Source organism: Microbacterium sp. Soil_C_42, assembly GCF_057656735.1.
The window spans coordinates 35226-59747 of record NZ_JBDGJU010000006.1 but is presented as its reverse complement, the minus strand read 5'-3'; the positions used below and the strand labels follow the sequence as shown (position 1 = coordinate 59747).

General features: G+C 66.1%; 23 protein-coding genes and 1 pseudogene. 18 read left to right on the top strand and 6 right to left on the bottom strand.

Annotation, left to right across the window (positions count from 1 at the left end; all coding sequences use genetic code 11):
• Window positions 1-3 precede the first annotated feature (3 nt).
• From AC3A46_RS05875 to AC3A46_RS05845, 7 genes and pseudogenes are all read left to right on the top strand, one after another.
• Window positions 4-894: an amidohydrolase family protein gene (locus tag AC3A46_RS05875; RefSeq protein ID WP_487664266.1), complete on the top strand. Its 891-nt coding sequence runs from the start codon at window positions 4-6 to the stop codon at window positions 892-894.
• 1 nt (window position 895) lies between these two features.
• Window positions 896-2086 (top strand): serine hydrolase domain-containing protein, encoded by a 1191-nt coding sequence (locus tag AC3A46_RS05870; protein ID WP_487664265.1) that lies wholly within the window; start codon window positions 896-898, stop codon window positions 2084-2086.
• A gap of 3 nt (window positions 2087-2089) precedes the next feature.
• On the top strand, window positions 2090-2557 hold the full coding sequence (locus AC3A46_RS05865) for a MaoC family dehydratase N-terminal domain-containing protein (protein ID WP_487664264.1): 468 nt from the start codon (window positions 2090-2092) through the stop codon (window positions 2555-2557).
• A gap of 7 nt (window positions 2558-2564) precedes the next feature.
• Window positions 2565-3488, top strand: coding sequence for an enoyl-CoA hydratase/isomerase family protein (locus AC3A46_RS05860; RefSeq protein ID WP_487664263.1), 924 nt, complete (start codon window positions 2565-2567; stop codon window positions 3486-3488).
• The gene (locus AC3A46_RS05855; protein WP_487664262.1) at window positions 3485-3883 is read left to right on the top strand and encodes a MaoC/PaaZ C-terminal domain-containing protein; all 399 of its coding nucleotides are present in this window, start codon (window positions 3485-3487) and stop codon (window positions 3881-3883) included. Before AC3A46_RS05860 ends, AC3A46_RS05855 begins: the two co-directional genes overlap by 4 nt.
• Before the next feature lie 106 nt (window positions 3884-3989).
• Window positions 3990-4512: pseudogene (locus AC3A46_RS05850) on the top strand (aldo/keto reductase); the annotation flags it as partial.
• A gap of 4 nt (window positions 4513-4516) precedes the next feature.
• Complete coding sequence (locus AC3A46_RS05845; RefSeq protein ID WP_487664261.1) at window positions 4517-4735, top strand: hypothetical protein; 219 nt, start codon at window positions 4517-4519, stop codon at window positions 4733-4735.
• Between the two features lie 245 nt (window positions 4736-4980).
• Here the strand turns inward: AC3A46_RS05845 and AC3A46_RS05840 are convergent, their stop codons facing one another.
• From AC3A46_RS05840 to AC3A46_RS05825, 4 genes are read right to left on the bottom strand one after another with little or no spacing between them, the layout of a single operon-like run.
• On the bottom strand, window positions 4981-5853 hold the full coding sequence (locus AC3A46_RS05840; RefSeq protein WP_487664368.1) for an HpcH/HpaI aldolase/citrate lyase family protein: 873 nt from the start codon (window positions 5851-5853) through the stop codon (window positions 4981-4983).
• A gap of 29 nt (window positions 5854-5882) precedes the next feature.
• The gene (locus tag AC3A46_RS05835; RefSeq protein WP_487664260.1) at window positions 5883-7076 is read right to left on the bottom strand and encodes a CaiB/BaiF CoA transferase family protein; all 1194 of its coding nucleotides are present in this window, start codon (window positions 7074-7076) and stop codon (window positions 5883-5885) included.
• A complete protein-coding gene (locus AC3A46_RS05830) occupies window positions 7073-7528 on the bottom strand; it encodes a MaoC family dehydratase (RefSeq protein ID WP_487664259.1) in 456 nt (151 codons plus the stop codon). Before AC3A46_RS05830 ends, AC3A46_RS05835 begins: the two co-directional genes overlap by 4 nt.
• Before the next feature lie 13 nt (window positions 7529-7541).
• A complete protein-coding gene (locus AC3A46_RS05825) occupies window positions 7542-8711 on the bottom strand; it encodes an acyl-CoA dehydrogenase family protein (RefSeq protein ID WP_487664258.1) in 1170 nt (389 codons plus the stop codon).
• A 217-nt stretch (window positions 8712-8928) separates the two neighbouring features.
• Between AC3A46_RS05825 and AC3A46_RS05820 the strand changes: the two genes are divergently transcribed.
• The 8 genes from AC3A46_RS05820 to AC3A46_RS05785 all read left to right on the top strand — a co-directional run bounded on the left by AC3A46_RS05820 (window position 8929) and on the right by AC3A46_RS05785 (window position 17093).
• Window positions 8929-9822, top strand: a complete 894-nt coding sequence (locus AC3A46_RS05820) for an MBL fold metallo-hydrolase (protein WP_487664257.1) — start codon at window positions 8929-8931, stop codon at window positions 9820-9822.
• Window positions 9819-10886, top strand: coding sequence for an alcohol dehydrogenase (locus tag AC3A46_RS05815; protein ID WP_487664256.1), 1068 nt, complete (start codon window positions 9819-9821; stop codon window positions 10884-10886). The genes AC3A46_RS05820 and AC3A46_RS05815 overlap by 4 nt, the downstream gene beginning before the upstream one ends.
• Window positions 10883-11413 (top strand): carboxymuconolactone decarboxylase family protein, encoded by a 531-nt coding sequence (locus AC3A46_RS05810; protein ID WP_487664255.1) that lies wholly within the window; start codon window positions 10883-10885, stop codon window positions 11411-11413. Before AC3A46_RS05815 ends, AC3A46_RS05810 begins: the two co-directional genes overlap by 4 nt.
• A gap of 17 nt (window positions 11414-11430) precedes the next feature.
• On the top strand, window positions 11431-12870 hold the full coding sequence (locus AC3A46_RS05805) for an NAD-dependent succinate-semialdehyde dehydrogenase (protein ID WP_487664254.1): 1440 nt from the start codon (window positions 11431-11433) through the stop codon (window positions 12868-12870).
• 25 nt (window positions 12871-12895) lie between these two features.
• Window positions 12896-13897 (top strand): NADP-dependent oxidoreductase, encoded by a 1002-nt coding sequence (locus tag AC3A46_RS05800; protein ID WP_487664253.1) that lies wholly within the window; start codon window positions 12896-12898, stop codon window positions 13895-13897.
• 19 nt (window positions 13898-13916) lie between these two features.
• Entirely contained in the window at window positions 13917-14693 is a 777-nt protein-coding gene (locus AC3A46_RS05795; protein ID WP_487664252.1) for an electron transfer flavoprotein subunit beta/FixA family protein, read from the top strand.
• Window position 14694: 1 nt separating this feature from the next.
• A complete protein-coding gene (locus AC3A46_RS05790) occupies window positions 14695-15672 on the top strand; it encodes an electron transfer flavoprotein subunit alpha/FixB family protein (RefSeq protein WP_487664251.1) in 978 nt (325 codons plus the stop codon).
• Window positions 15673-16187: 515 nt separating this feature from the next.
• On the top strand, window positions 16188-17093 hold the full coding sequence (locus AC3A46_RS05785) for a cytochrome b/b6 domain-containing protein (RefSeq protein ID WP_487664367.1): 906 nt from the start codon (window positions 16188-16190) through the stop codon (window positions 17091-17093).
• Window positions 17094-17529: 436 nt separating this feature from the next.
• On the opposite strand, the gene AC3A46_RS05780 is transcribed toward AC3A46_RS05785, so the two are convergent.
• Window positions 17530-18834: an MFS transporter gene (locus AC3A46_RS05780; RefSeq protein WP_487664250.1), complete on the bottom strand. Its 1305-nt coding sequence runs from the start codon at window positions 18832-18834 to the stop codon at window positions 17530-17532.
• 335 nt (window positions 18835-19169) lie between these two features.
• On the opposite strand from AC3A46_RS05780, the gene AC3A46_RS05775 reads away from it, so the two are divergent.
• The 3 genes from AC3A46_RS05775 (at window position 19170) to AC3A46_RS05765 (ending at window position 22337) form a co-directional block, all read left to right on the top strand.
• Window positions 19170-19916, top strand: coding sequence for an N-acyl homoserine lactonase family protein (locus AC3A46_RS05775; protein ID WP_487664249.1), 747 nt, complete (start codon window positions 19170-19172; stop codon window positions 19914-19916).
• A 157-nt stretch (window positions 19917-20073) separates the two neighbouring features.
• Window positions 20074-20964 (top strand): DUF6282 family protein, encoded by an 891-nt coding sequence (locus AC3A46_RS05770; RefSeq protein ID WP_487664248.1) that lies wholly within the window; start codon window positions 20074-20076, stop codon window positions 20962-20964.
• A 149-nt stretch (window positions 20965-21113) separates the two neighbouring features.
• The gene (locus tag AC3A46_RS05765) at window positions 21114-22337 is read left to right on the top strand and encodes a sugar ABC transporter substrate-binding protein (protein WP_487664247.1); all 1224 of its coding nucleotides are present in this window, start codon (window positions 21114-21116) and stop codon (window positions 22335-22337) included.
• 515 nt (window positions 22338-22852) lie between these two features.
• Here the strand turns inward: AC3A46_RS05765 and AC3A46_RS05760 are convergent.
• Window positions 22853-24346 (bottom strand): aldehyde dehydrogenase family protein, encoded by a 1494-nt coding sequence (locus AC3A46_RS05760; protein ID WP_487664246.1) that lies wholly within the window; start codon window positions 24344-24346, stop codon window positions 22853-22855.
• Between the last annotated feature and the right edge of the window lie 176 nt (window positions 24347-24522).

Sequence of the window (24522 nt, the reverse complement as noted above, 5' to 3'; positions counted from 1 at the left end):
CAGATGATCCTCGATTCGCAGGTGCACTCGTGGTACACGGATCGGCCGTCACGGCCCTGGATCCCGGAGTACCGCGTCGCCCATCGGGAGAAGCCCTCCTATCTCCAGCACGCGGGGCAGACCAACAGCCCGGAGATGGCGCTCGCGGAGATGGCTGAGGCCGGCGTCGACGGTGCCCTGCTCACACCGATCGGCGTGTACGGCGTCGACATGGAGCTGGAGCTCGAAGCTTCGCAGCACCATCCCGATAACTTCCAGACCATCGCCCTGGTCGACCACCTCGCCGAGGACGTGCACGCCACGCTGGCCGCCGGCAAGGCGCGCGGGCTCCGCGGCGTGCGCATTCTCGGCCTGCGTGAGCCGGACCGCGTGGCGCGCAACGAGTTCGACCGCCTGCTCGACTCACTCCGCGACCTCGGGCTGGTGGCGACCTTCTCGATGGCGCACCCCGTCGACCCGAAGCTGATGGAGCTGATCCGCCGCTACCCCGAGATCTTCTTCTATGTCGACCACCTCGGCACCGGCTACGCGCCGCCGATCCTCGGCTGGCGGCCGCCGCAGCCATTCGAGCACCTGGCCACGGTGCTCGAGCTCGCGCGCTCGGTGCCGAACCTCGGGCTGAAGCTGTCTGGTGCCCCGTCACTGTCGGCGGAGGAGTTCCCGTTCCGCGACATCTGGGACCCGGTGGTGCAGCTGGTGCGCGCCTTCGGGCCGGACCGCGTCTCGTGGGGCAGCGACTACACCCGCGTTGCACCGCTCAGCAATTACTGGGAAGGCGTGCGCTATCTCGCCGAGATCCCCGGCTTCGGCGAGGAGGAGCTGCAGCTGATGTACGCGCAGACCCTCATCGAGCGCACCGGGTGGAACCCGGCGCCGACCATCGTGAGGAAGTGACGTGCCGACGCTGAACGGAACAGTCGACCCGGCCTTCGCCGGAGTGCGCGACCTCCTGCAGAGAAATCTCGACTCCGGGGCGGAGGTCGGTGCGAGCCTCTATGTCAACATCCACGGTGAGGACATCATCGACCTCTGGGGCGGATGGCATGACGAGGAGCACTCCGCGCCGTGGGGCGAGCACTCGATCGTCAACGTGTTCTCGGCGACGAAGACCGTCACCAGCCTCGCCGTGCTGCTGCTCGTCGAACGCGGTCTGGTGGACGTCAACGCCCCCGTCGCCGACTACTGGCCGGAGTTCGCAGAGAGCGGCAAGGGCCGCATCCTGGTCCGCCACCTCCTCAGCCACACCGCCGGCGTGTCGGGCTGGGAGCAGCCCTTCGTGTTCGAAGACGCCTTCGATATCGAGTCCGCGACGGCGAAGCTCGCCCGCCACCCCGGGTGGTGGGAGCCGGGCACTCTGTCCTGCTATCACGCGAGCACGTACGGGCATCTGACATCCGAGCTGATACGCAGGGTCACCGGGCTGAGCGCGGCCGGGTTCATCGAGCGCGAGCTGGCGACCCCCCTCGAGGCCGACTTCCTCATCGACACGACACCCGCGGATGACCAGCGGATCGCGACCGTGTACCCGCTGCCCGAGGGTCCGGCCCCACAGTCCGCAACCGCCGAGGGCGTGCCGACGTTCTCCGAGTCGATCAACGCGATGACGCGCGCCGGATCGTTCAGCGCGAACATCCAGGTCGATCCGAAGGAGCTGTTCAACTCGCGGCGGTGGCGGGGCGCCGGATTCGCCGGCAGCGGCGGTCACACCAACGCTCGCGGCCTCGGGCGAATCCTCACCGTCATCGGCAACCGCGGCGTGAGCCGGGGCATCCGGATGCTGTCGCCGGAGACGATCGACCTGATCTTCCAGGCGCAGGCGATAGGGATCGACGCCTACTATCGGAAGCCGATCCGATGGGGCATCGGGTATGCGCTGTCGTCAGAGGGCGGCAACCGTCGCGGCCCACTGCCTTTCCTCCGCGCGGACAGCCAGACGTGCTTCTGGTACGGCACCGGCGGCGCGGTGGGACTCGTCGACGTGCAGCGCGGACTCACGATGGCCTACGTCATGAACAGGTGTCAGGAAGGCAAGGACTCCTTGAACGGTGTCTACTACAACGCGGTCTACGACTGCCTCTCGGCCTGACCGATGACCGCTCACGTCGACAGAGAACGCGCGCTCAAGCTCGAGATCGCTCCCCTGACTTTCGAGATGGAGCGCGGGCGGCTGCGCTTCTTCGCCGAGACGATCGGCCTCACGAACCCCATCTACCTCGACCGCGAGGCGGCGCAGCGAGCCGGGCACCGGGACGTCGTCGTGCCCCCGACATTCCTCAGCAACAGTCTCGAACTGCAGATCCCGAACCCGCTCTCCTGGCTCATCGACCTCGGGATCGAGCTGGACAGGACGACGCATGCCGAGCAGGCCTTCACATACCACGCCCTGGCGTACGCCGGCGACGTGCTGACCTTCCGTCGCCGGGTGGTCGACGTGTACACCAAGCGGGAGGGCGCGCTGGAGTTCGTGGTGAAGCAGACCGACGTCGTCCGCTCCGACGGTACGCCGATCCTGGAGGCCCGCTGCACGATCGGGGTCATCCACAAGGCTCGGAAATGAGGATGCCGTGAGCTACGACGATTACGAACTGCTCGACGTCACCGTCGACGGACGCGTGGCGACGTGCGTCATCTCCCATCCGCCGATGAATCTCCTGGTCCCCCGGATGATGGCCGAGCTCGACCGGTTCACGGAAGAGGTCGCCGCCGACGAGGAGCCGCTCGTGCTCGTCCTCAAGAGCGCGACCCCCGGGTTCTTCATCTGCCACGCCCCGTATGAGAACCTCGATCTGCTCGCCGGCGCGAAGGTGCCGGAGTCGCCCGACGAGGTGTCGCTGAACCGCGTCCACGTCATCTGCAACCGGCTCCGGGAGATGGACAAGGTGACCATCGCGCAGATCGAGGGTCGTGCCACCGGCGGCGGGGCGACGATCGCGATGGCGTGCGATCTGCGCTATGGCGTGGTCGGGCAGGCCGTCTTCAACAGTTTCGGCGTCCCGATGGCCACGGGCCTCGGCGGCGGCGCGACGCAGTACCTGCCGCGACTCATTGGGCGATCGCGTGCGATGGAGGTCATCCTCGCCGGGCTGGATCTCGACGCGGCGACGGCCGAGTCGTGGGGGTATCTGACGCGGGCGTTCGTCCCGGAGGAGATCGACGGCCACGTGCGGCGCATTGCAGGACGCATCGCGTCCGCCGCGGCGCCGGTGGTGCGCAACACGAAGAACCTGATACACGAATCCGACACGGTCCCTCTGGCGATCGGGCTGCGCACCGAGAACTTCCACCTGCAGCAGGCCATCCCGACGAGCGCGGCGATCCGCAGCATCCGCGACTTCCTCGCTCTCGGCGGTGAGACTGTCGAGGGCGAGTCGCGGCTGGAGGACCTCCTCGGAGAGGTGCTCCTGGCCGCGCACACTGCCGGGCGGAGGCCCGCCGACGACCGTCCGGAGGAGGACGCAGAGACCGACACCCAGAGGAGGCAGGCGTGACCGACCCCCGATTCCGCCCCGGCGACGAACTCCCGCCCGTGACGATCGACCGCATCTCGCGCCGCACCCTGGCGCTGTTCGCCGGCGCGTCCGGCGACCACCAGCCGGTGCATGTCGACCTCGACGAGGCGCGGCGCCGAGGGCGGGACGACGTGTTCGCGCACGGGATGCTCTCGATGGCCTATCTCGGGCGCGTCGTGATGGACCTCGTTCCGCAGGAGCGGGTCCGCTCGCTCAAGGCACGCTTCACGGCGATCACCCCGGTGAACGCCGAGCTCACAGCGACCGCGCGGGTCATCGACGTGTCGGGCGACGTGGCCACCCTCGAGATCTCGATGACGCTTGCAGACGGCACTCGGGTGGTGGTCGGCGAGGCCGAGGTCGACGCCACCTGACGTTGCACCCCGCCGAGGACGCGACTCCTCATGACCCATCCTTTGGAGTGGGAGCGTGTGTCAGAGCTCATCTATGGGGAGCGATGAGAAGTACGTGCGCAGCTGCTTCGCCAAGCACCGCGTCGACCCCGATGTCCCTATCGAGGATGTCGCCGGTACCGTCGGCGAACTGGTTGCAGTGGGAAGGTCAAGCACTTCGGTCTCTCCGAGGCCGCAGCCGACACGATCCGACGGGCACACGGGGTGTATCCGGTGACGGCCGTCGAGAGCGAGTACTCGCTGTGGACCCGCGATCCGGAGCCGGAGGTGCTGCCGACATGCGCCGAACTGGGGATCGGCTTCGTTCCGTTCAGCGGGCGAACCAGGATCTGGTCGACCACGTTCAGCAGTTGGCCGAGTCGCACGACGCAACCCCCGGCCAGATCGCGCTCGCGTGGCTGCTCGCGCAGCATCCCTTCATCATGCCCATCCCGGGAACGCGGCGACGCGAGCGCATCGACGAGAACGCCGGCGCGACATCCGTTGCACTGTCGGCGGACGACATCGCCGACCTTGATGAGCTCGTCGACCGCTTCGGTGTCGCAGGCGAGCGCTACAACCCAGCCGGTATGCAGGCCGTCAACCGCTGATCCGATGAACACCACAGCTGACAAAGCGCCAACGGCTACTGGCTCCGAGATCGAAATGCAGCTGCGCTCGGCCTGGACGCGCTTGCGCGAGGCACTCGAACGGAGCGACATCCCGCTGCTCCGGGAGATGCTCGATGTGAATTTCACGCTCGGGCATCTCGCGGGCGGAGGAGACCCGAGACAACTGGCTCGCCAACATGGCATCCGGTCAGGTCACACATGAGGCGATACGCGTGCTGAGCGTCGACGTCGATGTCGACGATGAGAGCACCCCCGTCGTGTCGGCACGAACGATCACTGAAGCGACCATCAAAGGCTAGCCGGGAAGCTGGCGCACTCTCTGGAGGGTTGAATACGAACGGCGAGGCGACTCGTGGATCGTCAGACGGGCGGCGGCAATCGCGTGGTGATCGAGGCAGCGTCCTCGCCGTCGAGAGGTTCTCGGGACGGCGATGGACGCTGCCCGGCTCACTCGCCTGTGAACTGGGCGTGCTTCGCGAGGACCTCGCGCGCACGCTTGAGATGCGGGATGTCGAACATCTTGCCGTCGATACCGACGGTCCCGACTCCGGAGCTGCTCGCGAAGGCCTCGACGATCGAGCGTGCCAGCGCGACCTCCTCGGCCGCGGGCACGAACACTTCGTTGATCGGGCCGACCTGGGCGGGATGGATCGCCGCTCGCCCGGTGAACCCTTCGCTCGCCGCCTCCCGCGAGGTGCGGATCAGACCCTCGGTGTCGCGATAGTCGACGTAGACCGTCTCGATCGCCTGCACCCTCGCCGCCTTCGCCGCGAGCAGAACGGCAGAGCGCGCCCAGCGGTAGGTCAGCGCCCAGCGACCTGAGGGGTCGAGGTTAGTGGTGGCACCGATCGCGGCGCTCAGGTCTTCCGCGCCCCAGTTCAGCGCGGCCAGCCGGGGCAGGTTCGCGTCGGAGAACTCGTGCAGCTTCAGCACCGCAGCCGGCGTCTCGGTCGCGACCGCGCAGATCTTGATCGAGCCGAGCGGGACGCCCTCGCGGGCCTCGAGCGCGTCGAGATAGAGGCTGAGCTTCTCGACATCACCGGGGCCGCCGATCTTGGGTTGCACGACACCGTCCGGATGTCCGCCGACCACGGCGACGAGATCTTCTAGCGCGGAATCGTCGAGCGCGTTGATACGAACCCACAGCTGATATCCGCGGTCCGCCCTCGGCCGCTCGTCGAGGAAAGCGCGGACCTTCTTGCGCGCGGTCTCCCGGTTCTGCGGGGCGACCGAGTCCTCCAGGTCGAGCACGACGGCATCCGAGAGGGTGCCATCGGATTTCGCCAGCTTCCGGTCGTCGTCGCCGGGGATGTACAGCATCGAGCGGATGTACGGCGGGTTCGCGTCACTCATGCGATCACCCCTGCTGCGCGAAACCCGTTGATTTCCTCTGTCGTGTACCCGAGCCCGCCGAGCACCGCATCGGTGTGCTCGCCTGGCAGCGGAGGCGGTGTCCCGGGTTCGCGACGAGCGCCGCCCACGACGAAGGGCAGCGCGATGGCTTTCAGCGACCCGGCCCGCTCATGCTCATACTCCATGACGATCCCGCTCTCCCCAGTGTGGGGATGCGCGAGCACGTCTGCGAGAGAGTTCACGGGCGCGAACGGGATGCCGTTGGCCGCTGCGACGTCGGACCAGTGCTGCGTCGGATGCTTCCCGATCGCTTCCTGCACCAGGCTCTCGGTCTCCACGCGGTTGCGCACCCGGGCCGCGTTGGTCCGGAACCGCGGGTCGTCCGTGAGATGGTCAAGTTCGGCGGCCTGGGTGAACTTGCGCCAGAGATTGTCGTTTGCAACGCCGAGGAGGACCGGCCCGTCCGAGGCTTCGAAGACGCGATAGGGAGCGAGACCCTCGTGGGTCGAGCCACAGCGCTCCGGCTGCGCGCCCTGCTCCCAGAAGCTCTGGAAGTTGTACCGCAGCAGCCCCATCGCCGTCTCAAACAGGTTGACCTCGACGGTTGCGCCCTCTCCCGTCCGGTCACGGAGCATGAGGGCCGACATGATGCCGGTCACGGCATGCATGCCGGTGACCTGGTCGATCGGCGAAATGGGGCTGCGAATGTGACCGCCGCCGCTTTCGCCGGTGAGCGACATCATTCCGCTGAACGCTTGAAGGACGACGTCGTAGCCCGCCAGATCCTTGAGCGGACCTTGCCGCCCGTAGCCGGAGATCGTGCAGTGAACGAGACGGGGGTTGAGTCCCATCAGGGTCGCGGCGTCGATGGCGAGCCGCTCCGCGACGCCGGTGCCGAAAGACTCGACGGCGACGTCGGCCGTCGCGGCGAGGCGGTGCGCGATCGCGCGCCCCTCCTCCGTCTTGAGGTTGAGCGCGATGCTCTGCTTGTTCCGATTGACGCTGAGGAAGACGGCGCTCAGGCCTTCTTGGCGAAATGGCGGCCACGTGCGCGTGTCATCGCCGGCGCCGAGCGGCTCTACTTTGATCACCGTGGCGCCCAAATCGCCTAAGGTCTGGGTGCAGAGGGGCCCCGCGAGGGTCTTCGAGAAATCGAGAACCGTGATGCCGGTGAGGGGAAGCAGGCTCACGTGGCGGCCCGCTTCTTCATGAGCGCGACTCGCTCGCAGACACCCACCAGCTCGTCGTCCTGATTGAACGCCTCGTGGCTGAACGTCACGATGCCGCTCTCCGGGCGCGAGTTACTCTCCCGCTTGCCGAGCACGGTCGTACGCACATGTAGTGTGTCGCCGTGGAAGACCGGGCGCGGGAATCGCACCGAGTTCCAGCCGAGGTTCCCGACGGTGGTGCCTAGCGTCGTATCTTCGACGCTCACGCCGACCATCAGCCCAAGGGTGAACGCGCTGTTCACGATCCGCTGCCCGAACTCGTGTCCCCGCATGTACTCCTCGTCGATGTGGAGTGGCGCCGGATTGTGCGTCAGCGCGGAGAACAGCACGTTGTCCATCTCTGTGACGGTGCGGCGGATGGCGTGATCGAACGACTGGCCGATCTCGAACTCTTCGTAGTAAAGCCCTGGCATCATTGCCCCCTGTTCAGTAGGACTTCGGCAGGCCGAGGACCTTCTCGCCGATAAAGTTGAGGATCATCTGATCGGTCACGGGACCGATCCGGGTTACGAGCACCTCTCGGAGCAGCCTCTCGACCTGGTACTCCTTCGAGTAGCCCATACCGCCCATGGTCAGCACGGCCTGTTGGCAGGCCTCGTAGCCCGCTCGCGAGCCGAGGAGCTTCGCACTGTTCGCCTCTGCGCCGCATGGCTCGCCGGCGTCGTAGAGATCCGCTGCGCGCTCGGCCATCAGCAGGGCCGCCTCCAGCTTGATCCACTGTTCCGCGAGGGGATGCTGAATGCCCTGATTCATGCCAATCGGACGATCGAAGACGACGCGCTCGCGGGCATACTCGGTCGCCCGGCGCAGCGCATCCTGGCCGATGCCGATGGCTTCGACCGCGATGAGCACCCGCTCCGGGTTCAGCCCGTCCAGCAGGTAGTAGAACCCGCGGCCCTCTTCGCCGATCAGATCGCTGTCCGGAATGAACAGGTCGTCGATGAACAGCGCGTTCGAGTCGACCGCGGCCCGTCCATGCTTGGGGATCGCGCGCACCTCGATCTTGGAACGGTCGAGGTCGGTGTAGAACAGCGACATGCCCGCGGTCTTCTTGCCCTCTCCGTTCCCGGGGCGCGCGGCGGTTCGTGTCAGCAGGAGGATCTTGTTGGCGACCTGCGCAGTCGAGATCCACATCTTCCGCCCGCTGACCAGATAGCCGCCCTCGACCTTACGGGCGAAGGTGGTGATGTTCGTCGTGTCAAGGCCAGCATCGGGCTCGGTGACGCCGAAGCACACCTGGTCCTCGCCGCTCACCAGCTTCGGAATCCATCGCGCCTTCTGCTCCTCAGTGCCGTGAACGAGCATCGGATGCGGGCCGAACATGTTCATGTGGATGGACGACGTCGCCGCCATGCCTCCGCCGCTCGACGCAATGGTGTGCATGATGACGGCGGCCTCCTTGATGCCGAAGCCGGCACCGCCATACTCCTCCGGCATCGTGACACCCAGCCAGCCCTCATCTGCCATGGCCCGGTGGAACTCGGCGGGGAATCGGTGCTCGTCATCGCACGCCATCCAGTAATGGTCGTCGAACCGTTTGCAGAGCGCGGCGACTCCATCTCTGATGTCTTGCTGGTCTTCGGTGAGGTGAAACATCTGTCTCGCAACTCGTAATCGTTTGGAACCCACCGCGTGCGGCGGTATGCGAGGCGCGCTCGCATGTCCACATTCTGACGAATCGTTTCCCTCAAGTCAATGGTTAGCCATATACTGGGCGTCGGAACGCCACGCTGATAGCCGAAACAGTGAAGCGGACCATCTTTTGGTTGATAATTGCGGATAGGTTTCTGCTGACAACGATGCGGGAGGCCGGATGAGCAGAACATTCAGAGTCGGCGAGTTGACGATCCACCAGCTGACCGAGTTCATCGCACCGTTCCTGCCGGTGCGGGAGATGCTGCCCGGTCTGACCGCGGAGTTCCTCGAGGACCACCGCGACCGCGTCGGCCCGGCCGCCCTCGACGAGGACGACCGCGTCATCCTCTCGTACCAGTCCTACGTCGTGCGGACCCCGCAGGGCAACGTCCTCATCGACACCGGCGTGGGCAACGACAAGATGCGCCCCCGCCCGGAATGGCACCTGCGCTCGGACGATCGCTACCTCAGCGAACTCGCAGAGGCAGGGCTCGCGGCCGAGGACGTCCACGTCGTCCTCTGCACCCACTTCCACCCGGACCACGTCGGCTGGAACACCCGGCTGCACAACGGCGAATGGGTGCCCACGTTCCCGAACGCCGAGTACATCTACGTGGCGACCGAGCTCGCGGAGGCGGAGCGAAAGCACGCCGGCGGCGACTTCGCTCCATTTGCCGACAGCATCCTGCCGATCATCGAGGCGGGCCGAGCGCGCATCGTTGCCGACACATACATCGTGAACGACCACGTCCGACTGGAGCCGACCCACGGGCACACCAGCGGACACAGCATGGTCGTCGTCGGCCGCGAGGCGGATCTGGCGGTCATGACCGGCGATATATTCCACGTCGCACTGCAGTTCACCGACCCCGACCTTGCCTTCGTGCGGGACGTCGACCCAGTCGAGTCGTCGGAGACACGACGCACGGTGTTCGAGCGCTTCAGCGGCACCGACACCCTGATCTGCACGGGGCATTTGCCGGCGCCGGGCGTCGGCTACCTGCGCCGCGACGGCGACGGCTTCGCGCTCGAACCGCTCCCAACCGATGAGATCCACGAAGGAAGAGCATGATGCGCGCCAATGTCGTCGAGAGTTTCACTCAGCCCCTGATCGTCGAGGACAGGCTTGACCTCGTGCCCACCGGCGCTGAAGTGATCCTCGAGGTGCAGCGCTGCGGCGTCTGTCATACCGATCTGCACCTGCAGGACGGTTACTACGACCTCGGCGGAGGGAAGCGTTTCCATCTGACCGATCGGGGGATTCACCCGCCCCTGGTGCTCGGCCACGAGGTGCTTGGGCGACTCGTCAGCGTAGGACCGGATGCGCCGGTCGACGCCTCGGCCGTCGGCAGGTCGTACATCGTCTATCCATGGCTGGGCTGCGGCATCTGCGAGGAGTGCCGGAACGATCGCGAGAACCTGTGCGCGACCCCGAACTCGATCGGGGTGGCACGTCCGGGCGGATATGCGACGCAGTGCCTGGTGCCTCACCCGCGTTACCTCGTGGACGCAACGGGCATCGAGCCGGCGCTCGCCGCGACCTACGCCTGCTCGGGCCTCACCGCATACAGCGCGCTGAAGAAGATCACGATCGACCTCGAGCGGGACCTGTTGCTCATCGTGGGACTCGGTGGGGTCGGGTTCAGCGCCCTCCTGATCGCGCGGGCGCTCGGCTATCGCCGGATCGCTGTTGCGGACATCGACGCCGGCAAGCGTGCGCTCGCCGAGGGGATGCCGGGAGTGGAGGTGCTCGACCCGGCCGACACGGCGAGCGTGCCGCGACTCGCGGCGCTCGGCGGTGTGTCGGCCGCCGTCGACTTCGTCGGGGTCTCCGCCACTGCCGAGTTCGCGATCGGCAGTTTGCGCAAGGGGGGGACAGCGGTCATCGTCGGACTCTTCGGCGGCGAGATCACCCTTCCGCTCGTTCCACTCGTCCAACGCTCCACCGTGATCCGTGGCTCATACGTGGGAACCGTCGAGGAACTGCGCGAGCTCATCGACCTGGCGAAGACCGGTCGGCTCGACGCCCTGCCGATCGAGACAGTGCCGTTCCTCGACGCCAACGCGGCGCTCGACCGCCTGCGCCGCGGCGGCGTGCCCGGTCGACTCGTTCTGGATGCCGAGGGCGCGGCGTGAGCGGCGGCATCCGGGTCCCGCTGGTGGAACCGGGCACGGCGCCCGAACTCGCAGCCGTCGAGGAGGAGATTCGGGCCGAGCGGGGCGGTGAGATCGCGGTGCTGTACAGAGCACTGCTCAACAGCCCCGCCATCGCCTCCGGCTGGGAGAAGATGCTGACCGCCGTCCGCAACCGCACCACGACACCGGCAAACTTACGGGAGCTGATCATCCTGCGCGTGGCGGTCCTCAACCGCGCGTCCTTCGAGTTCGCCGCGCACGCTCCGCATGCGCAGGCAGCCGGCGTGAGCCAGGCGCAGCTCGATGCGGTCACCCGCTGGCCACAGCACCCCGACCTCTTCGACGACGATGAACGCCTCGTGCTCGAACTCACCGACGCGATGACCCGCGACATCGACGTGCCCGCTGCGCTGATGGAGCGGGTGCAGGCCCGATTTGCGCCATCCGGAGTCGTGGATGTGGTCGCGACCGTCGCTGCCTACAACATGGTGTCGCGTTTCCTCGTCGCGCTCAACATCACGCACTAGAGAACAAGGGACAAGAGATGACCTATGTCAACACCCAGTTGTTGATCGACGGCGCCTGGCGGGACGCGAAGGGCGGCCGAACGCGCCTTGTCGTGAATCCGGCGACCGGCGCCGCGATCGGCGATGTCGCTCAGGCGAGCCCGGCCGACCTCGATGCGGCACTCGCCTCTGCCCAGCGCGGCTTCGAGATCTGGCGCGAGATGACGCCCGCCGAGCGCGGCGTGATCATGCGCCATGCCGCGAACCTCCTGCGCGAGCGGGTGGACGACATCGCGCTCCTGATGACGCAGGAGCAAGGCAAGCCGCTCGGCGAGGCACGCGCGGAGACGCTGGCCGCCGCCGACATCACGGATTGGTTTGCCGAAGAGGGCCTGCGCGTCTACGGCCGGACCGTGCCGAGCCGCACCGACAACACGGTGCAGCAGGTCGTCCTCAAGGACCCGGTCGGTCCGGTCGTTGCTTACGCACCTTGGAATTTCCCCATCAATCAGGTGATCCGGAAGCTGGCAGCTGCCCTGGCCGCCGGCTGCTCGATCCTGATCAAGGGGCCGAACGAGACCCCGGCCAGTCCCGCTGCCCTGGTGCGAGCGTTCCAGGACGCTGGCGTCCCTGCCGGCGTCGTCGGCGTCGTCTACGGTGACTCGCAACAGATCTCGGAGCACCTCATTCCGAGCCCGATCGTGCAGAAGGTCAGCTTCACGGGGTCCACCCCGGTCGGCAAGCAGCTCGCCGGGCTCGCCGGTTTGCACATGAAGCGCGTCTCGATGGAACTGGGCGGTCACGCTCCTGTGATCATCTGCGCTGACGCCGACGTCGAGCTCGCGGCCGAGGTGCTCAGCCGGGCGAAGTTCCGCAACGCGGGTCAAGTGTGCACTAGCCCCACCCGATTCTTGGTCGCCAACGAGGTGAAGGAGAGGTTCGCGACACGATTCGCGGAGGTCGCCGCCAGCCTGCAGGTCGGCGACGGCGTGAACCCCGATACCGAAATGGGACCCCTTGCAAACACGCGACGCGTGGAGGCCATGGAACAGCTGCAGAGCGACGCCGTCGCGCGCGGCGCGGTCGTGCTGGCGGGCGGGGTGCGTCTGGGCGAGGTCGGCAACTTCTGGGCGCCCACGGTGCTGACCGACGTGACCACGGACTCCCGCATCTTCAACGAGGAGCCGTTCGGCCCGATCGCGCCGATCTGGGGTTTCGACGACCTCGAGGAGGCGATCAGCGAGGCGAATCGTCTTCCGTACGGGCTCGCCGGATTCGCATTCACGTCGTCGTTGAAGAACGCCGACCTGATTCGTCGGAAGGTGCAGGTCGGGATGATGTGGATCAACATGGCCGCCGCCCCCTCGGCCGAGCTGCCGTTTGGCGGCATGAAGGACTCTGGATACGGCACGGAGGGCGGGCCCGAGGCGCTCGAGTGCTACCTGAACACCCGGACTGTGGCGATCCGTCACCTCTGAATCGAGCCGCGGAGAAGGAGCTGACGTGAGAAACAAGAGATGGGTGCTGTCGGCGTATGCCGATGGTCAGGTGACAGAAGACCTGTGGTCCGTAGCGGAAGAGGACGCCGGCGAACCCGGCCCCGGTCAGGTGCTGGTCGAGAACCTGTGGGTCGCCGTCGAGCCGTATATGCGCGGCAAGCTCTCGGCGGCCGGCATGGCCCTCGGCGACCTGATGGACGGCCCCGGCATCGGTCGCGTCGTGCAGTCGGCACATCCGTCGTGGTCACCCGGCGATCTCCTCGAGGGCCCGCACCTCGGATGGCAGCAGTACGCCATCGTCACCCCCGACGCACCGGGAACAGGGCGCGCCTCGCGGATCGACCCCGACGACCCGGAGCCGCAGTCGTCGCTGTCGTGGTGCGGGATGCCGGGGTATACGGCCTACTTCGCGATGCTCGAGGTCGGCAAGCCACGGCCCGGAGACACCACCGTGGTCTCGGCAGCCGGGGGCGCCGTCGGTCAGATCGCCGGGCAGCTGGCCAGGCACGCGGGGAGCCGCGTGATCGGCATCGCCGGTTCCCGCGAGAAGCTCGACTGGTGTCGCGAGATCGGGTTCGACGAGGTGCTCGACTATCGCGACTCGCAGGACCTCGCGGGTGATCTGCGGCTACTGTGTCCGGACGGAGTAGACGTCTTCTTCGATGGCACGGGCGGGCCTATTCACGACGCCGTCCTGGAGAACCTTGCCGTCCGAGCACGCGTGGCCATCGTCGGTCGCGTCGCCATCAGTTCGATTCCAGGAATGCCGGACCACGGTGTCCGAGCCAGCTCGCGTCTCATCCAGACCCGCGCCAGCGTACAGGGATTCAGCGTCTACGACTGGTGGGAGCGGCGCCCCGAGGCGGCGAGCCGCCTGCGCGCCTGGCGGGCGAACGGACAGCTGCAGTTCCGCGAGGACGTCGCAGAAGGGATTGAGAGCGTTCCAGCCGCCTTCGTGCGCATGATGCGGGGCGAGAGCCGGGGTAAGCAGCTGGTCAGGCTGTGAGTCGACAAGGAGTCCGCAGATGAGGATCATCGTGTTGGTGAAAGAGGTCCCCGATACCTACGGGGACCGAAGGCTGAGTCTCGAGACAGGGCTGGCGGAGCGAGAGTCGAGCGACAAAGTGCTCGACGAGATCGGCGAGCGCGCCCTCGAGGTCGCGCTAGCGTACGGCGATGCGAACCCCGGTACCGAGGTCGCGCTGGTCTCGGTGGGGCCGGAGGGCGCCGTCACGACGATCCGCAAGGGCCTGGCGATGGGCGCCGAGTCGGCCGTGCACATCGTCGATCCTGCACTGGTCGGCGCGGACATTGGCCTGACCGCCGAGGCCCTGGCAGCGGCGATCCGTCGTGGAGGATTCGACCTCGTGATCACCGGCAACCAGTCCACCGACGGTTCAGGGGGTGTGATCGGCTCGATGGTGGCTGAACTGCTCGAGGTTCCTGCCCTGACGTGCCTCGCGTCGGTCAACATCACCGCCGATAGCGTCAGCGGTATCCGGGTGTCGGATATGGGGTCGTCCCGGGTCTCCGCGGCGCTGCCCGCGGTCATCTCGATCACCGAGGCGCTCCCGGACGCGCGCTTCCCGGCGTTCAAGGGGATCATGGCCGCCAAGAAGAAGCCGTTCGACGTCCTCACCCTCGCCGACCTTGGCGTCTCAGCCGATCCGGCGGCGGCTCCCCGCGCAATCATGACGTCCGTCGCTCAGCGACCTCCGCGGGCTTCGGGCATCAAGATCGAGGACGAGGGCGATGCCGGCGTGAAGCTTGTGGAGTTCCTCGTGCAGAACAGGCTGGTGTGAGATGAGCTACCCCGCGAACCCGATTCTCGTCCTGATCGACGTGCTTCCCGACGGCACAGCCGCGGGTAGCACGGCCGCGTTGATCGGCGCGGCCTCCGCCATCGGCAGCCCCGTCGCGCTCGTCGCCGCCCCGCCCGGAAGCGCCAAAGCAGCCGTCGGCTCCGCCGCTGAAGCGGGCGCAGCGATCGTGCTGGAAGCGGAGGCTGATGCATCCCGGCTTACAACGCCGCTCGTGGACGCCCTCGTGAGCGCCGCAGAGCGCATCGGGCCCGATGCGGTGCTGATCTCGAATTCGGTCATCGGGCGCGACGTCGCGGGTAGGTTCGCTGTGCGCACGAGGTCGGCACTGCTCGTCGACGCCGTCGGCGTCTCCCGAGACGACCAGGGCGTCCTCACTCACCACTCCGTCTACGGCGGGGGGTATCTCGTCGACGCCGCCGCGACCTACGGCACGCCGGTCATCACGGTGCGCCAGGGCGCTGTCGCAACCCGTGCCGAAGCCGCGGATGCCCGCGTCGAGCCGCTCGATGTGACGCCGTCCGGTGCGCGAGCCGCCGAGGCCGGGCCGGTCGAACTCATAGAAGCGACCTCGTCGCGACCGGAGTTGCGCGGGGCGGCCAAGGTCGTCTCCGGCGGCCGCGGGCTCGGCTCGGCCGAGAAGTTCGTCCTGGTCGAAGAGTTCGCCGACGCGCTGGGTGCCGCCGTCGGCGCGTCTCGGGCGGCGGTCGACGCCGGCTTCATCCCAGCCACGCATCAGGTCGGGCAGACCGGGGTCTCTGTGTCTCCCGAGCTATACGTCGCACTGGGCATCTCTGGGGCGATTCAGCACCGCGCAGGGATGCAGACGGCGAAGAACATCGTGGCTATCAACAAGGATGCCGACGCGCCGATCTTCGCCACTGCCGACTTCGGCATCGTCGGCGACTTGTTCGAAGTGGTGCCGCAGGCCATTGCGGCGCTCGAAGCGCGGAAGAAGTAGCGGGCAGCATGGTCGAGCAGCTGTTCCGGCGGGGACTTCCCCGCACGCCCGGTGGTGAACCGTGGCCCCCGGCGATCGGATCCGTCGGCGGTGCCACCTCGTCGGAATCCGCAGTCTCGACAACCGCGGTGGCCGGGCCGACCCCGCCGCGGGTGGTCGCCGCGGCCCCCGCACTCACACGGACCGAGCCGCCGTCAGCCGACCAGGCCGTCACGGCCGCACTCCCGGCGCCGGTCGCAGGAGGCGGCCTCACACTGCGTCGAGGTCTGCCCCGCGTACCCGGTTCGGAGCCCTGGCCCCCGGCGGGGACCGTCGCGGTCCAATCGAACCCTGGTCGGAGCGCGCAGCTCCTCACGTCGCCTGAACCGGTCGGGACCGAGGAGCCTGTCGCCGCCGCGGAGCCCGTCGCCGCTGCAGAGCCTGCGACGATCCCGGAGCCTGTGGTCGCCCCACCACTGGCGACAGCGACCTCATCGGCACGCCCCGCCAACCGCCGCGAGCTCGCCGGCTTGACCGTGAAGCAGTGGGCCGGCGCAATCGTCGTCGGTGTGCTCGCGGTGATCGGCCTCGCTACGGTTGTGGTCGGCGGCGTGCGGTGGTTGCTTGGGCTTGAGGTCATGCGTGACTTTCTCGCGACTTACCCGGGGGAATACCATCTGCCAGACGGCGCGCCTGTCGGCATCCCGGCCTGGCTCGGCTGGCAGCACTTCTTCAATACGTTCCTGATGGTGCTGATCATCAGCTCGGGCTTGCGGGTGCGACGCGAGAAGCGTCCGACGGCGTTCTGGACCCCACGCCGGAATCCGGCCGGCAAGGTCAGCTTGACGATCTGGTTCCATCAGTCGCTCGACATCCTGTGGCTCGCCAACGGGGTTGTCTTCGTCGTGCTGTTGTTCGTCAGCGGGCAGTGGGTGCGGATCATCCCTACGAGTTGGGAGGTGTTCCCCAATGCCCTCTCGGCGGCGTTGCAGTACGTGTCTCTCGAGTGGCCGACAGAGAACGGATGGGTCAATTACAACTCCCTTCAGCAGCTCGCATACTTCGTCACCGTGTTCATCGCAGCGCCGCTGTCTGCCCTATCGGGTTACCGGATGAGCAGTTTCTGGCCGAAGCGGGCCCAGCGACTAAACCGGGCGTATCCGGTCGAGTGGGCGCGCGCCGTGCACTTCCCCGTGATGCTCTATTTCCTCGTGTTCATCGCAACGCACGTCTTCCTGGTGCTGGCGACCGGAGCCCTGCGCAACCTCAACCATATGTACGCGGCGCAAGGCTCGGCCGACGGGGTCGCGTACGCGAGCAATCCGGCCGGATTCTGGCTCTTCGTAGCGTCCATCGTCGTCATCGTCGCGGCCTGGGTCGCGGCGCGTCCGCTCGTCCTCGCTCCGATCGCGAGACTGTCCGGCACTGTGAGCAGCCGCTGATCGGGACACTTGGATCGAGGTGTCGCTCTGGTGGTGGCTGGCCGAGCCGCGGACCAGCCTCTAGCGTCGACGTGAGGTCTGGATGACGGCGTGGCTGCCGGCAGTGGGCAAACCTGAAGACAAGTGAGAAGGGTCGCGAAGAGGTCATCTGAATGCGCTGCGTCTCGGACAGAATTCGGGGAGAGACCGTGCGGACGACGAGCGGCTCAAGCGGTAGCACGAACTTGACCCGGGCCATCCTTCTGCCCTCCGACCAGCCGTTCTTCCGGCGATCGCCGACGACCGCAAGATCCGCAACTCTTGCACGCGCTTCGGGCGGACCAGCCCTGGGCGGAGCAACTCCAGAAACTGCCGGTGCTGGACTGGAGCTGCTGCGCACGTCTATACCAAGGGCCTCAAGCGACGCGCTTGAGGCCCTGGCAAGTCGGTCGTCTGGTCAGCCCGCTCGACCAGCGACAGGCACCTGGTCGGGATCCGAGGTCTCGATGGCGTTGAGGTCGATTCCGCGTCGTTCGCGGTAGAAGAGCGCACCAACGAATGTGAGAACCGCGCAGAACATGAAGTATCCCGCCGGAGCCAGCGGGTTTCCCGTCACGCTGATGAGCAAGGCCGCGATGAACGGGGCAGTTCCACCCAGGAGCGTATTCGTCGTGTTGTTGGAGAATGCCATCGCGGTGTAGCGCACCGACGTCGGGACACTTTCAGCGTACGCGCACCAGATTGTGCTGTTGACGACGATGTAAGCCGAGTACAGCACGGTCTGGCCGACGATCGCGTGCCACAGCACGCCGGTGCCCATCAGCATGAACATGGGGATGGCCAGCACGATAGCCGAGCCGGATCCGATGAAGAGCATCGGCCGTCGACCGAAGCGGTCGGCGAGCATGCCTCCGAACGGCATGAGGAGGACGCCGACGATGAGGCTGATCGTCGACGAGATGAACGATTCCTGGGCGGTCAGACCGATGGTGGTCTGCAGATAGCTGGCCACAAAGACAGTGACGGTGTAGTAGCCGCCCGTAATCAGCCCGCCGAGCAAGATCATCACGAGCACCTGACGACGAGCCACGCGGAACATGGTCGCGATCGGCAGCTTGGCCTTCTCCTCGCTCTTCGCGACAGCCTTGTAGACCGGGCTGTCGTCGAGCCTGCGACGGATCCAGAGGCCGATGACACCGATAGGGAGGCTGATAAGGAAGGGGATTCGCCAGACCCATTCGGCCATCTCATCGGCCGGGACGAACGTCGTCAGCAGGAGCGCGATCGTCGATGCCAGAGCCGCGCCGATCAAGGTTCCGGTGCCGACGATAGCGGTGACGGTGGCCCGACGCCGCGGGCTCGCAGACTCGGCAGCCATGGTGTTCGCACCGCTGACCTCACCTCCCGCCGCGAAGCCCTGCAGCACACGGAGCAGGATGAGGAACAGGGTTGCCCAGATTCCGATCGTCGCGTAGGTGGGGATGAGTCCGATGAGAACGGTCGCGGCCGACATCAGGAGGATCGTCCAAGACAACGCGCGCTTGCGGCCGTATTTGTCTCCGATGTGGCCGAACACGATCCCGCCCGGGATGCGGACGAAGAACGCGACCGCGAAGACTGCGAACGTCTGAAGCAGCCCGCTGAGCGGGTCCTCAGTGGAGAAGAAGGCTGCTGACAGGAACACCGCCATGTAGCCATACATCGCGAAGTCGTAGTACTCGACAATCGTTCCAACGAGCGCACCGACGACCGTCAGCCGCACCCGGGAAGGGGCTGGCGACGACGGCCCGACCGCCTGAGCGGCGGATGGTGCGGGGATGGGCGAGTGAGGATTGGGCATGGTTCTCCTTTGATCCAAGACACGGTTGGGCACCTGGAGTGTGGTGTTGCCTGATCACCCGAAACACGCGCGACTTATGGTTGCCCATTGAACCAATGATGCGCCGTGTTCGCAAGCAACCGTTAAGAATCTGCACCCGCTTGCTATGGTTGATCTAATCAGCTCGCATCGAGCTGTGATGCGATCAATCGAGCCCGACGCGACGCTCGGGCGAGCTCTTCCGCCGGTAACGGCGACACTCGAGGATGTGACCGTGCATGAGGATCCAGGCCCTCCACGTCGGGACGATCCTCGATCATCCCAAGTCCAACGTGACGATCTTCCGGGGGCACGATGAGCGGATCGACCTCGCGATCATCATGTTTCTCATCCTCGGTGGCGACCATCCCATCGTCGTGGACACGGGATCTGGGAACGCTGAAGAGATGCTGAGACTGCATGGCGTGCCGCTCGAGCGCTTGCCTGAGCAAGAGCCGCTCTCCGCTCTGTCGCGGGCCGGGGTCGACCCGGGCGATGTGAGGACGGTCATCAACTCCCATCTGCACTGGGACCACAGCTCGAACAACGACTTGTTCCCCAATGCCCGGATCCTGGTCCAGGCGGACGAACTCCGTTATGCAGCGGACCCCCTGCCGATGCACGTGAGGACGTACGAACGAGTCCCAGGGGTGGATGCGAGCTGGCTCCGGGGATTCGACCGCATCCAGACCGTGTCGGGAGACGTGGATCTCTTTCCCGGCGTCCGATTGATTCACCTACCCGGGCATTCGCCTGGCTCCCAAGGCGTACTGGTGGAGTGTGAGAACGAGAGGTTCCTGATCGCAGGGGATTGCGTGAGCTATTACGAGAATTGGGACGGCGACGACCATCTCCGGCATATCCCCACCGCCGGCTCGACCAGTATGTTCGACGCCTTTGAGAGCTTCACGAAAATAGAGGGCTTGGACTGCACTGTCATCCCCAGCCACGATCCGAAAGTGGTGGCGCGCGGGCTCTTCATGTGAAGTGCGCAGGCGACGCCAACCGAGTGGTCAACCATTGATTTGTTGGCCATATCTTGATACCGTGGGCGTTCGCAGATCTCGGACCTCACCTCCGGCTCGCCCGGCCCCGTGCGAATCTCTGCCTTCTATCAACGTGGATATACGAAAGGTGCGCTACATGGTCCTCCAGATCGCGAACGCCATCGACATGCACTGTCACTTCGCCGAGGACACCCTTGGCACCGATTTTGCCGAGAACGGCATGGATCTCAGCACGGGGACGCCGATCGCCGAGACCGTTCGCGAAGCCGTCGCCGGCGGACAGGCGGGCGTGGTCTTGAAGTCGCACGCGTTCGGCTCGCCGGCGCTCGCGAAGGTCCTCTCAGAACTGGATCCTGGGTTTCGTGCGTTCGGCGGACTCTGCCTCGATCACATCACCGGCGGCCTGAATGTAGCTGCCGTGGATGCAGCGCTCAACATGGGCGCCAAGGTGGTGTGGCTGCCGACCGTGAACAGCGCTCAGGGGATTCCCGGCGACCGGTTCTCCTGGCTCACTGCGGCGCCCATCCCCGTCATCGACGATGACGGGGAAATCCGCGCTGAGTTGCACGAGATCTTCGAGCTGATCGCCCAGCACGACGCGGTGCTCGCCACAGGGCACATCACCGCGGAGGAGCACTACGCCGTCGTGCGAGCGTTTGCGCGCCGCGGAAAGGTGCTCGTGACCCACGCAGGAGAAGAAGTCGCAGGCCCCAACCTCAACAGGGCGCAATGCGTGGAACTTGCAGATCTCGGAGCGACGATCGAGTTCGTCGCGCTCAACTGCGGTCACAGTGGTGCGCTCGGCGCCGGACGACCTCCCGAGAAGTTCGCGGAGATGATCACCGCCATCGGGGCGGAACGCTGCATCCTCTCGTCGGATCTGGGTTGGATGAAGGGAATCGATCGACCGGTGCCCGGACTCCAGAATTTCCTCGAGTTGCTGTGGAGGGACGGCGGCATCAGTGAAACCGACCTGGAGCTGATGAGCAGTCGCAATCCCGCGACGCTGCTGAACTTCGCGGTGTAGCTGCACGGACCAAAGGTCGTTCGGACTGTCTCGCCGGGGCACTCAGCCCTCTCCTCAACACAGCCGTCATCACTTGCGGCCAACCATTGACTGGTTAACCTATTGGCGCTAGATTGTGGCCACCCGTCAAAGACGATTGGAACAGCACCATGAACACAGCTCTCAAGAACGCCGTCGCGGATGAATCGAAAAGGAGGCACCGGCCGACTCGCGCGGTCGCCGCGGTGTGCGGTGTCGTGCTAACAATCTCGGCTCTCGCCGCCTGCAGCGCCGACAGCTCCTCGTCCTCTGAGCCCGACTCGACTCAGAACACGGCGACCTCGGAAGAGGTCGAGGAGTTGCTCACCACCCTCACTACCCCCGACGGTTTCACGTTCCCCGGGCCGACCGAGACCGTGACCGCGATCGAGCCTCACAAGATTGCCATCGTCGTGGATGGGATGGCTTTCCCCGGGACCACGACGCTCATGCCGTACGTCGCTGAGGCTGCTGAAGCCATCGGTTGGGACGAGCCTGAGATCTTCGACGGCGAGTACAACCCCGCGGTCCAGGCGAGCGCGATCACTCAGGCACTCAACGGCGGCGCGGAGGGGCTCGTCCTTGGTGCGATCTCGCCGACATCGGTTGCGTCGGCGCTTGCCCCCGCGCTCGACGCGGGGGTGCCGGTCGTGTGTCTCAACTGCGGAGCCCCGACCGACCCCGGCAACGATGTCGACGGCGTCGCATACGTGTCCGATTCGACCTATGCAACTGCGCTTGCGTGGGCCGTGTGGGTGGCCTCCGATTCGGGAGGGGATGCGAAGGTCGCCCTGTTCAACGACAGCGAGTACGCGATCGTCGATGCCCGCTACAACGCCGCACAGGAGACATTTGCCGAGTATTGTCCCGGCTGCGAACTGATCCTGGGGAACATCACGATGGCTCAGGTCTTTGAGCCTTCGGTGCCGACGTTCCGTGCGTTCCTGAATGCACATCCAAGGGGAACGCTCGACTACATCGTCGCTCCGCAGGACATCGCTATGCCGATCTGGGCTCAGGCGGCCAGCCAGATGGGGCGCGATGACATCAAGTTCATCGGCTACGCAGCACTGCCGCCCGTCTACGACTACATGATCAACGGCGACCCCGCCGGCGTGAAGGCGACAGTGGCGATCCCGATCCCCTACTACGGCTGGGCCGGAGTCGACCAACTCGCCCGCATGTTCAACGACCAGCCGACGTGGGAGGACAGTTGGGAACTCCCGACCGGCCTCGTGACGACCGAGAATGCCGACCTCTTCGAGGAGTCTGCCGAGAAGCAGGATCGAGTCCCGTCGATCACCAGTTCCGAGGACTTCCGTGCCAACTTCCTCGAGCTATGGGGCAAGGACTGAACCAGCACCTGACCTCGTGTCCCTCTAACTGAGGTGCACAGCGTCAGCTAGCGATTTGGCCCCCACCGAGTGCTGCTCAGCAACCGGTGGGGGCCTTCTCGCAATCACCATCACGCGGCGTGCTCGTCGAGTCCGGTCGCGGCCATGGGGTGCGGATGCCGCGATCGCATCAAGTCACACGCTCGGTGGCCGGTACGCTTGGCGACGGCCCAATTGTGACGCGGGTATACGTCTGCGGCGCCACAAGCCCCCGGCGACGCGGCAGCAAAAAGTGCACCAAGCGGCTGTGGAGCCAACTACTCCCCCAAGTCCATCGATCTGTCGATGCGGCCCCGTCACCTGGCTCGCGCGAGGCGGAGGACGCGATCAGCAGGGTGCCACCGCTAGAGCCGCTCACCGTCCGCACAATAAGAGGCCATCATTGTTTGCACTGGACAGGATCCCCGACGCGCGGCGCGTGTCGGGGATTGCAAACGTCACCGCTCGTCACGCTGAGGCTCGCCGAGGAGAGGTTGTCAGTCCGCGTTCAAGTAGACGCTCTTCTGGTAGAGGTAGCCGTCGACGTGCGTGGGCCCACCCTTCCAGCCGTACCCGCTGTGCTTGACTCCGCCGAATCCGACAGAAGGGTCGATCAGCCCGTAGCAGTTCACCCACACGGTGCCGGCCCTGATGCCGCGCACTACCGTGTTTACAGTGCCGACGTCGCGGGACCACACCGCGCCGCCGAGGCCGTACTGCGTATCGTTGGCGATCTGAAGCGCCTCGTCGACAGTGTCGAAAGGGACCACGGAGACGACTGGGCCGAAGATCTCCTCTCGCGCGATGCGCATCCGATTTGTGACGTTGTCGAAGATCGTCGGCTCGATGAAGTAGCCCTGGGCGACGTCGCCGGTCATCCGCTGGCCGCCGAGCACCAGCTCGGCACCTTCGCCCTCTCCGATGGAGACATAGTTCGCGACTTGGTCGAGCTGCTTCTGATTGATGAGCGGTCCGAGATCGGTGCTGAGGTCGAGCGGATCACCGACCCGCAACGTTCGGCCGAACTCCACCATTCGCGCGACGAATTCCTCCTGGATCCCCCGTTGCACAAGCACGCGCGTCCCTGCGAAGCACACCTGACCGCTGTTGGCGAAGACTCCCATGGCCGCGCCAGGGACTGCCTTCTCGAGGTCGGCGTCTGCGAAGACGATATCGGGCGACTTGCCCCCCAGCTCGAGCTGGATTCTCTTGAGGTTGCCGGCCGACGCGCGGATGATCGCGCGCCCGGTGTCCGTCGACCCGGTAAATGCCACCCGGTCGACGTCGTGGTTTTCCGCCAGCGCGGCACCGGCCTCGGCGCCCAGACCGGTCACGACGTTGACGACGCCGTCGGGGAGTCCGGCCTCCACCAGGAGCTCCGCCATTCGCAGCGTCGTCAGCGACGCGTCTTCCGCCGGCTTCATGACGACGGTGCAGCCGGTCGCCAGAGCGCCGCCGAGAATCCACCACTGGCTGATCAGGGGTCCGTTCCACGGGATGATCCCGCCCACCACACCGACCGGCGCCCTCAGCGTCTGCGTCTGGATATTGCCGGGGAGCGAACTCGGCAGCGTCTGACCGGCCGTATTCGCAGTCTGGCTGGCGAAGTACAAGATCGTCCGGAGGATGGCGGGCTTGGAGTTTCTTGCGCGGGCGAGGGGAACGCCGACGTCGAGTGCTTCAAGCAGCGCGAGTTCCTCGAATCGCTCCTCCACCAGATCGTGGACTTTGACCAGGAGATGATGCCGCTCGTGGGGTGTGAACCGACTCCACGGCCCCTCGAAAGCTGCGCGTGCGCTCCGTACGGCGCGGTCGACGTCGTCGCGTTCTCCGCGGGCGAGAGTCGTCAGGACCGCGCCCGTGGCCGGGTTCATGGTGTCGATGCGGCGGTCCGACATTCCTTCTTGCCACCGGCCGTCGATGAAGTGCCCGAGTTCCCCGCGCGAGAGGATCTCTGGGCGAGGGGTGGCCGTCAGGCTGGTGTCGATCATCGAATATCTCCTCGGCGGATGGCTGACCAATGCGCGCTGGAAGGTGCCAACCCTCAACAAGTGACCCGTCTTCGCAGCCCTCTAGGATCCAGCCTAGCGCGTGTACGGGTTTGTTTCAATGGTTAGCCATTCCACGGGCTAGACTGGCCGACGCATCCACGCCCCGACGAATCCTT

What these genes read in the sequence shown, in the direction of transcription:
- AC3A46_RS05875 (WP_487664266.1), top strand. Translation starts at nt 4, where the DNA reads ATGATCCTCGATTCGCAGGTGCACTCGTGGTACACGGATCGGCCGTCA.
- AC3A46_RS05865 (WP_487664264.1), top strand. Translation starts at nt 2,090, where the DNA reads ATGACCGCTCACGTCGACAGAGAACGCGCGCTCAAGCTCGAGATCGCT.
- AC3A46_RS05845 (WP_487664261.1), top strand. Translation starts at nt 4,517, where the DNA reads ATGAACACCACAGCTGACAAAGCGCCAACGGCTACTGGCTCCGAGATC.
- AC3A46_RS05840 (WP_487664368.1), bottom strand. Translation starts at nt 5,853, where the DNA reads ATGCTGTACATCCCCGGCGACGACGACCGGAAGCTGGCGAAATCCGAT.
- AC3A46_RS05830 (WP_487664259.1), bottom strand. Translation starts at nt 7,528, where the DNA reads ATGCCAGGGCTTTACTACGAAGAGTTCGAGATCGGCCAGTCGTTCGAT.
- AC3A46_RS05825 (WP_487664258.1), bottom strand. Translation starts at nt 8,711, where the DNA reads ATGTTTCACCTCACCGAAGACCAGCAAGACATCAGAGATGGAGTCGCC.
- AC3A46_RS05820 (WP_487664257.1), top strand. Translation starts at nt 8,929, where the DNA reads ATGAGCAGAACATTCAGAGTCGGCGAGTTGACGATCCACCAGCTGACC.
- AC3A46_RS05815 (WP_487664256.1), top strand. Translation starts at nt 9,819, where the DNA reads ATGATGCGCGCCAATGTCGTCGAGAGTTTCACTCAGCCCCTGATCGTC.
- AC3A46_RS05805 (WP_487664254.1), top strand. Translation starts at nt 11,431, where the DNA reads ATGACCTATGTCAACACCCAGTTGTTGATCGACGGCGCCTGGCGGGAC.
- AC3A46_RS05795 (WP_487664252.1), top strand. Translation starts at nt 13,917, where the DNA reads ATGAGGATCATCGTGTTGGTGAAAGAGGTCCCCGATACCTACGGGGAC.
- AC3A46_RS05790 (WP_487664251.1), top strand. Translation starts at nt 14,695, where the DNA reads ATGAGCTACCCCGCGAACCCGATTCTCGTCCTGATCGACGTGCTTCCC.
- AC3A46_RS05775 (WP_487664249.1), top strand. Translation starts at nt 19,170, where the DNA reads ATGAGGATCCAGGCCCTCCACGTCGGGACGATCCTCGATCATCCCAAG.
- AC3A46_RS05770 (WP_487664248.1), top strand. Translation starts at nt 20,074, where the DNA reads ATGGTCCTCCAGATCGCGAACGCCATCGACATGCACTGTCACTTCGCC.
- AC3A46_RS05765 (WP_487664247.1), top strand. Translation starts at nt 21,114, where the DNA reads ATGAACACAGCTCTCAAGAACGCCGTCGCGGATGAATCGAAAAGGAGG.
- AC3A46_RS05760 (WP_487664246.1), bottom strand. Translation starts at nt 24,346, where the DNA reads ATGATCGACACCAGCCTGACGGCCACCCCTCGCCCAGAGATCCTCTCG.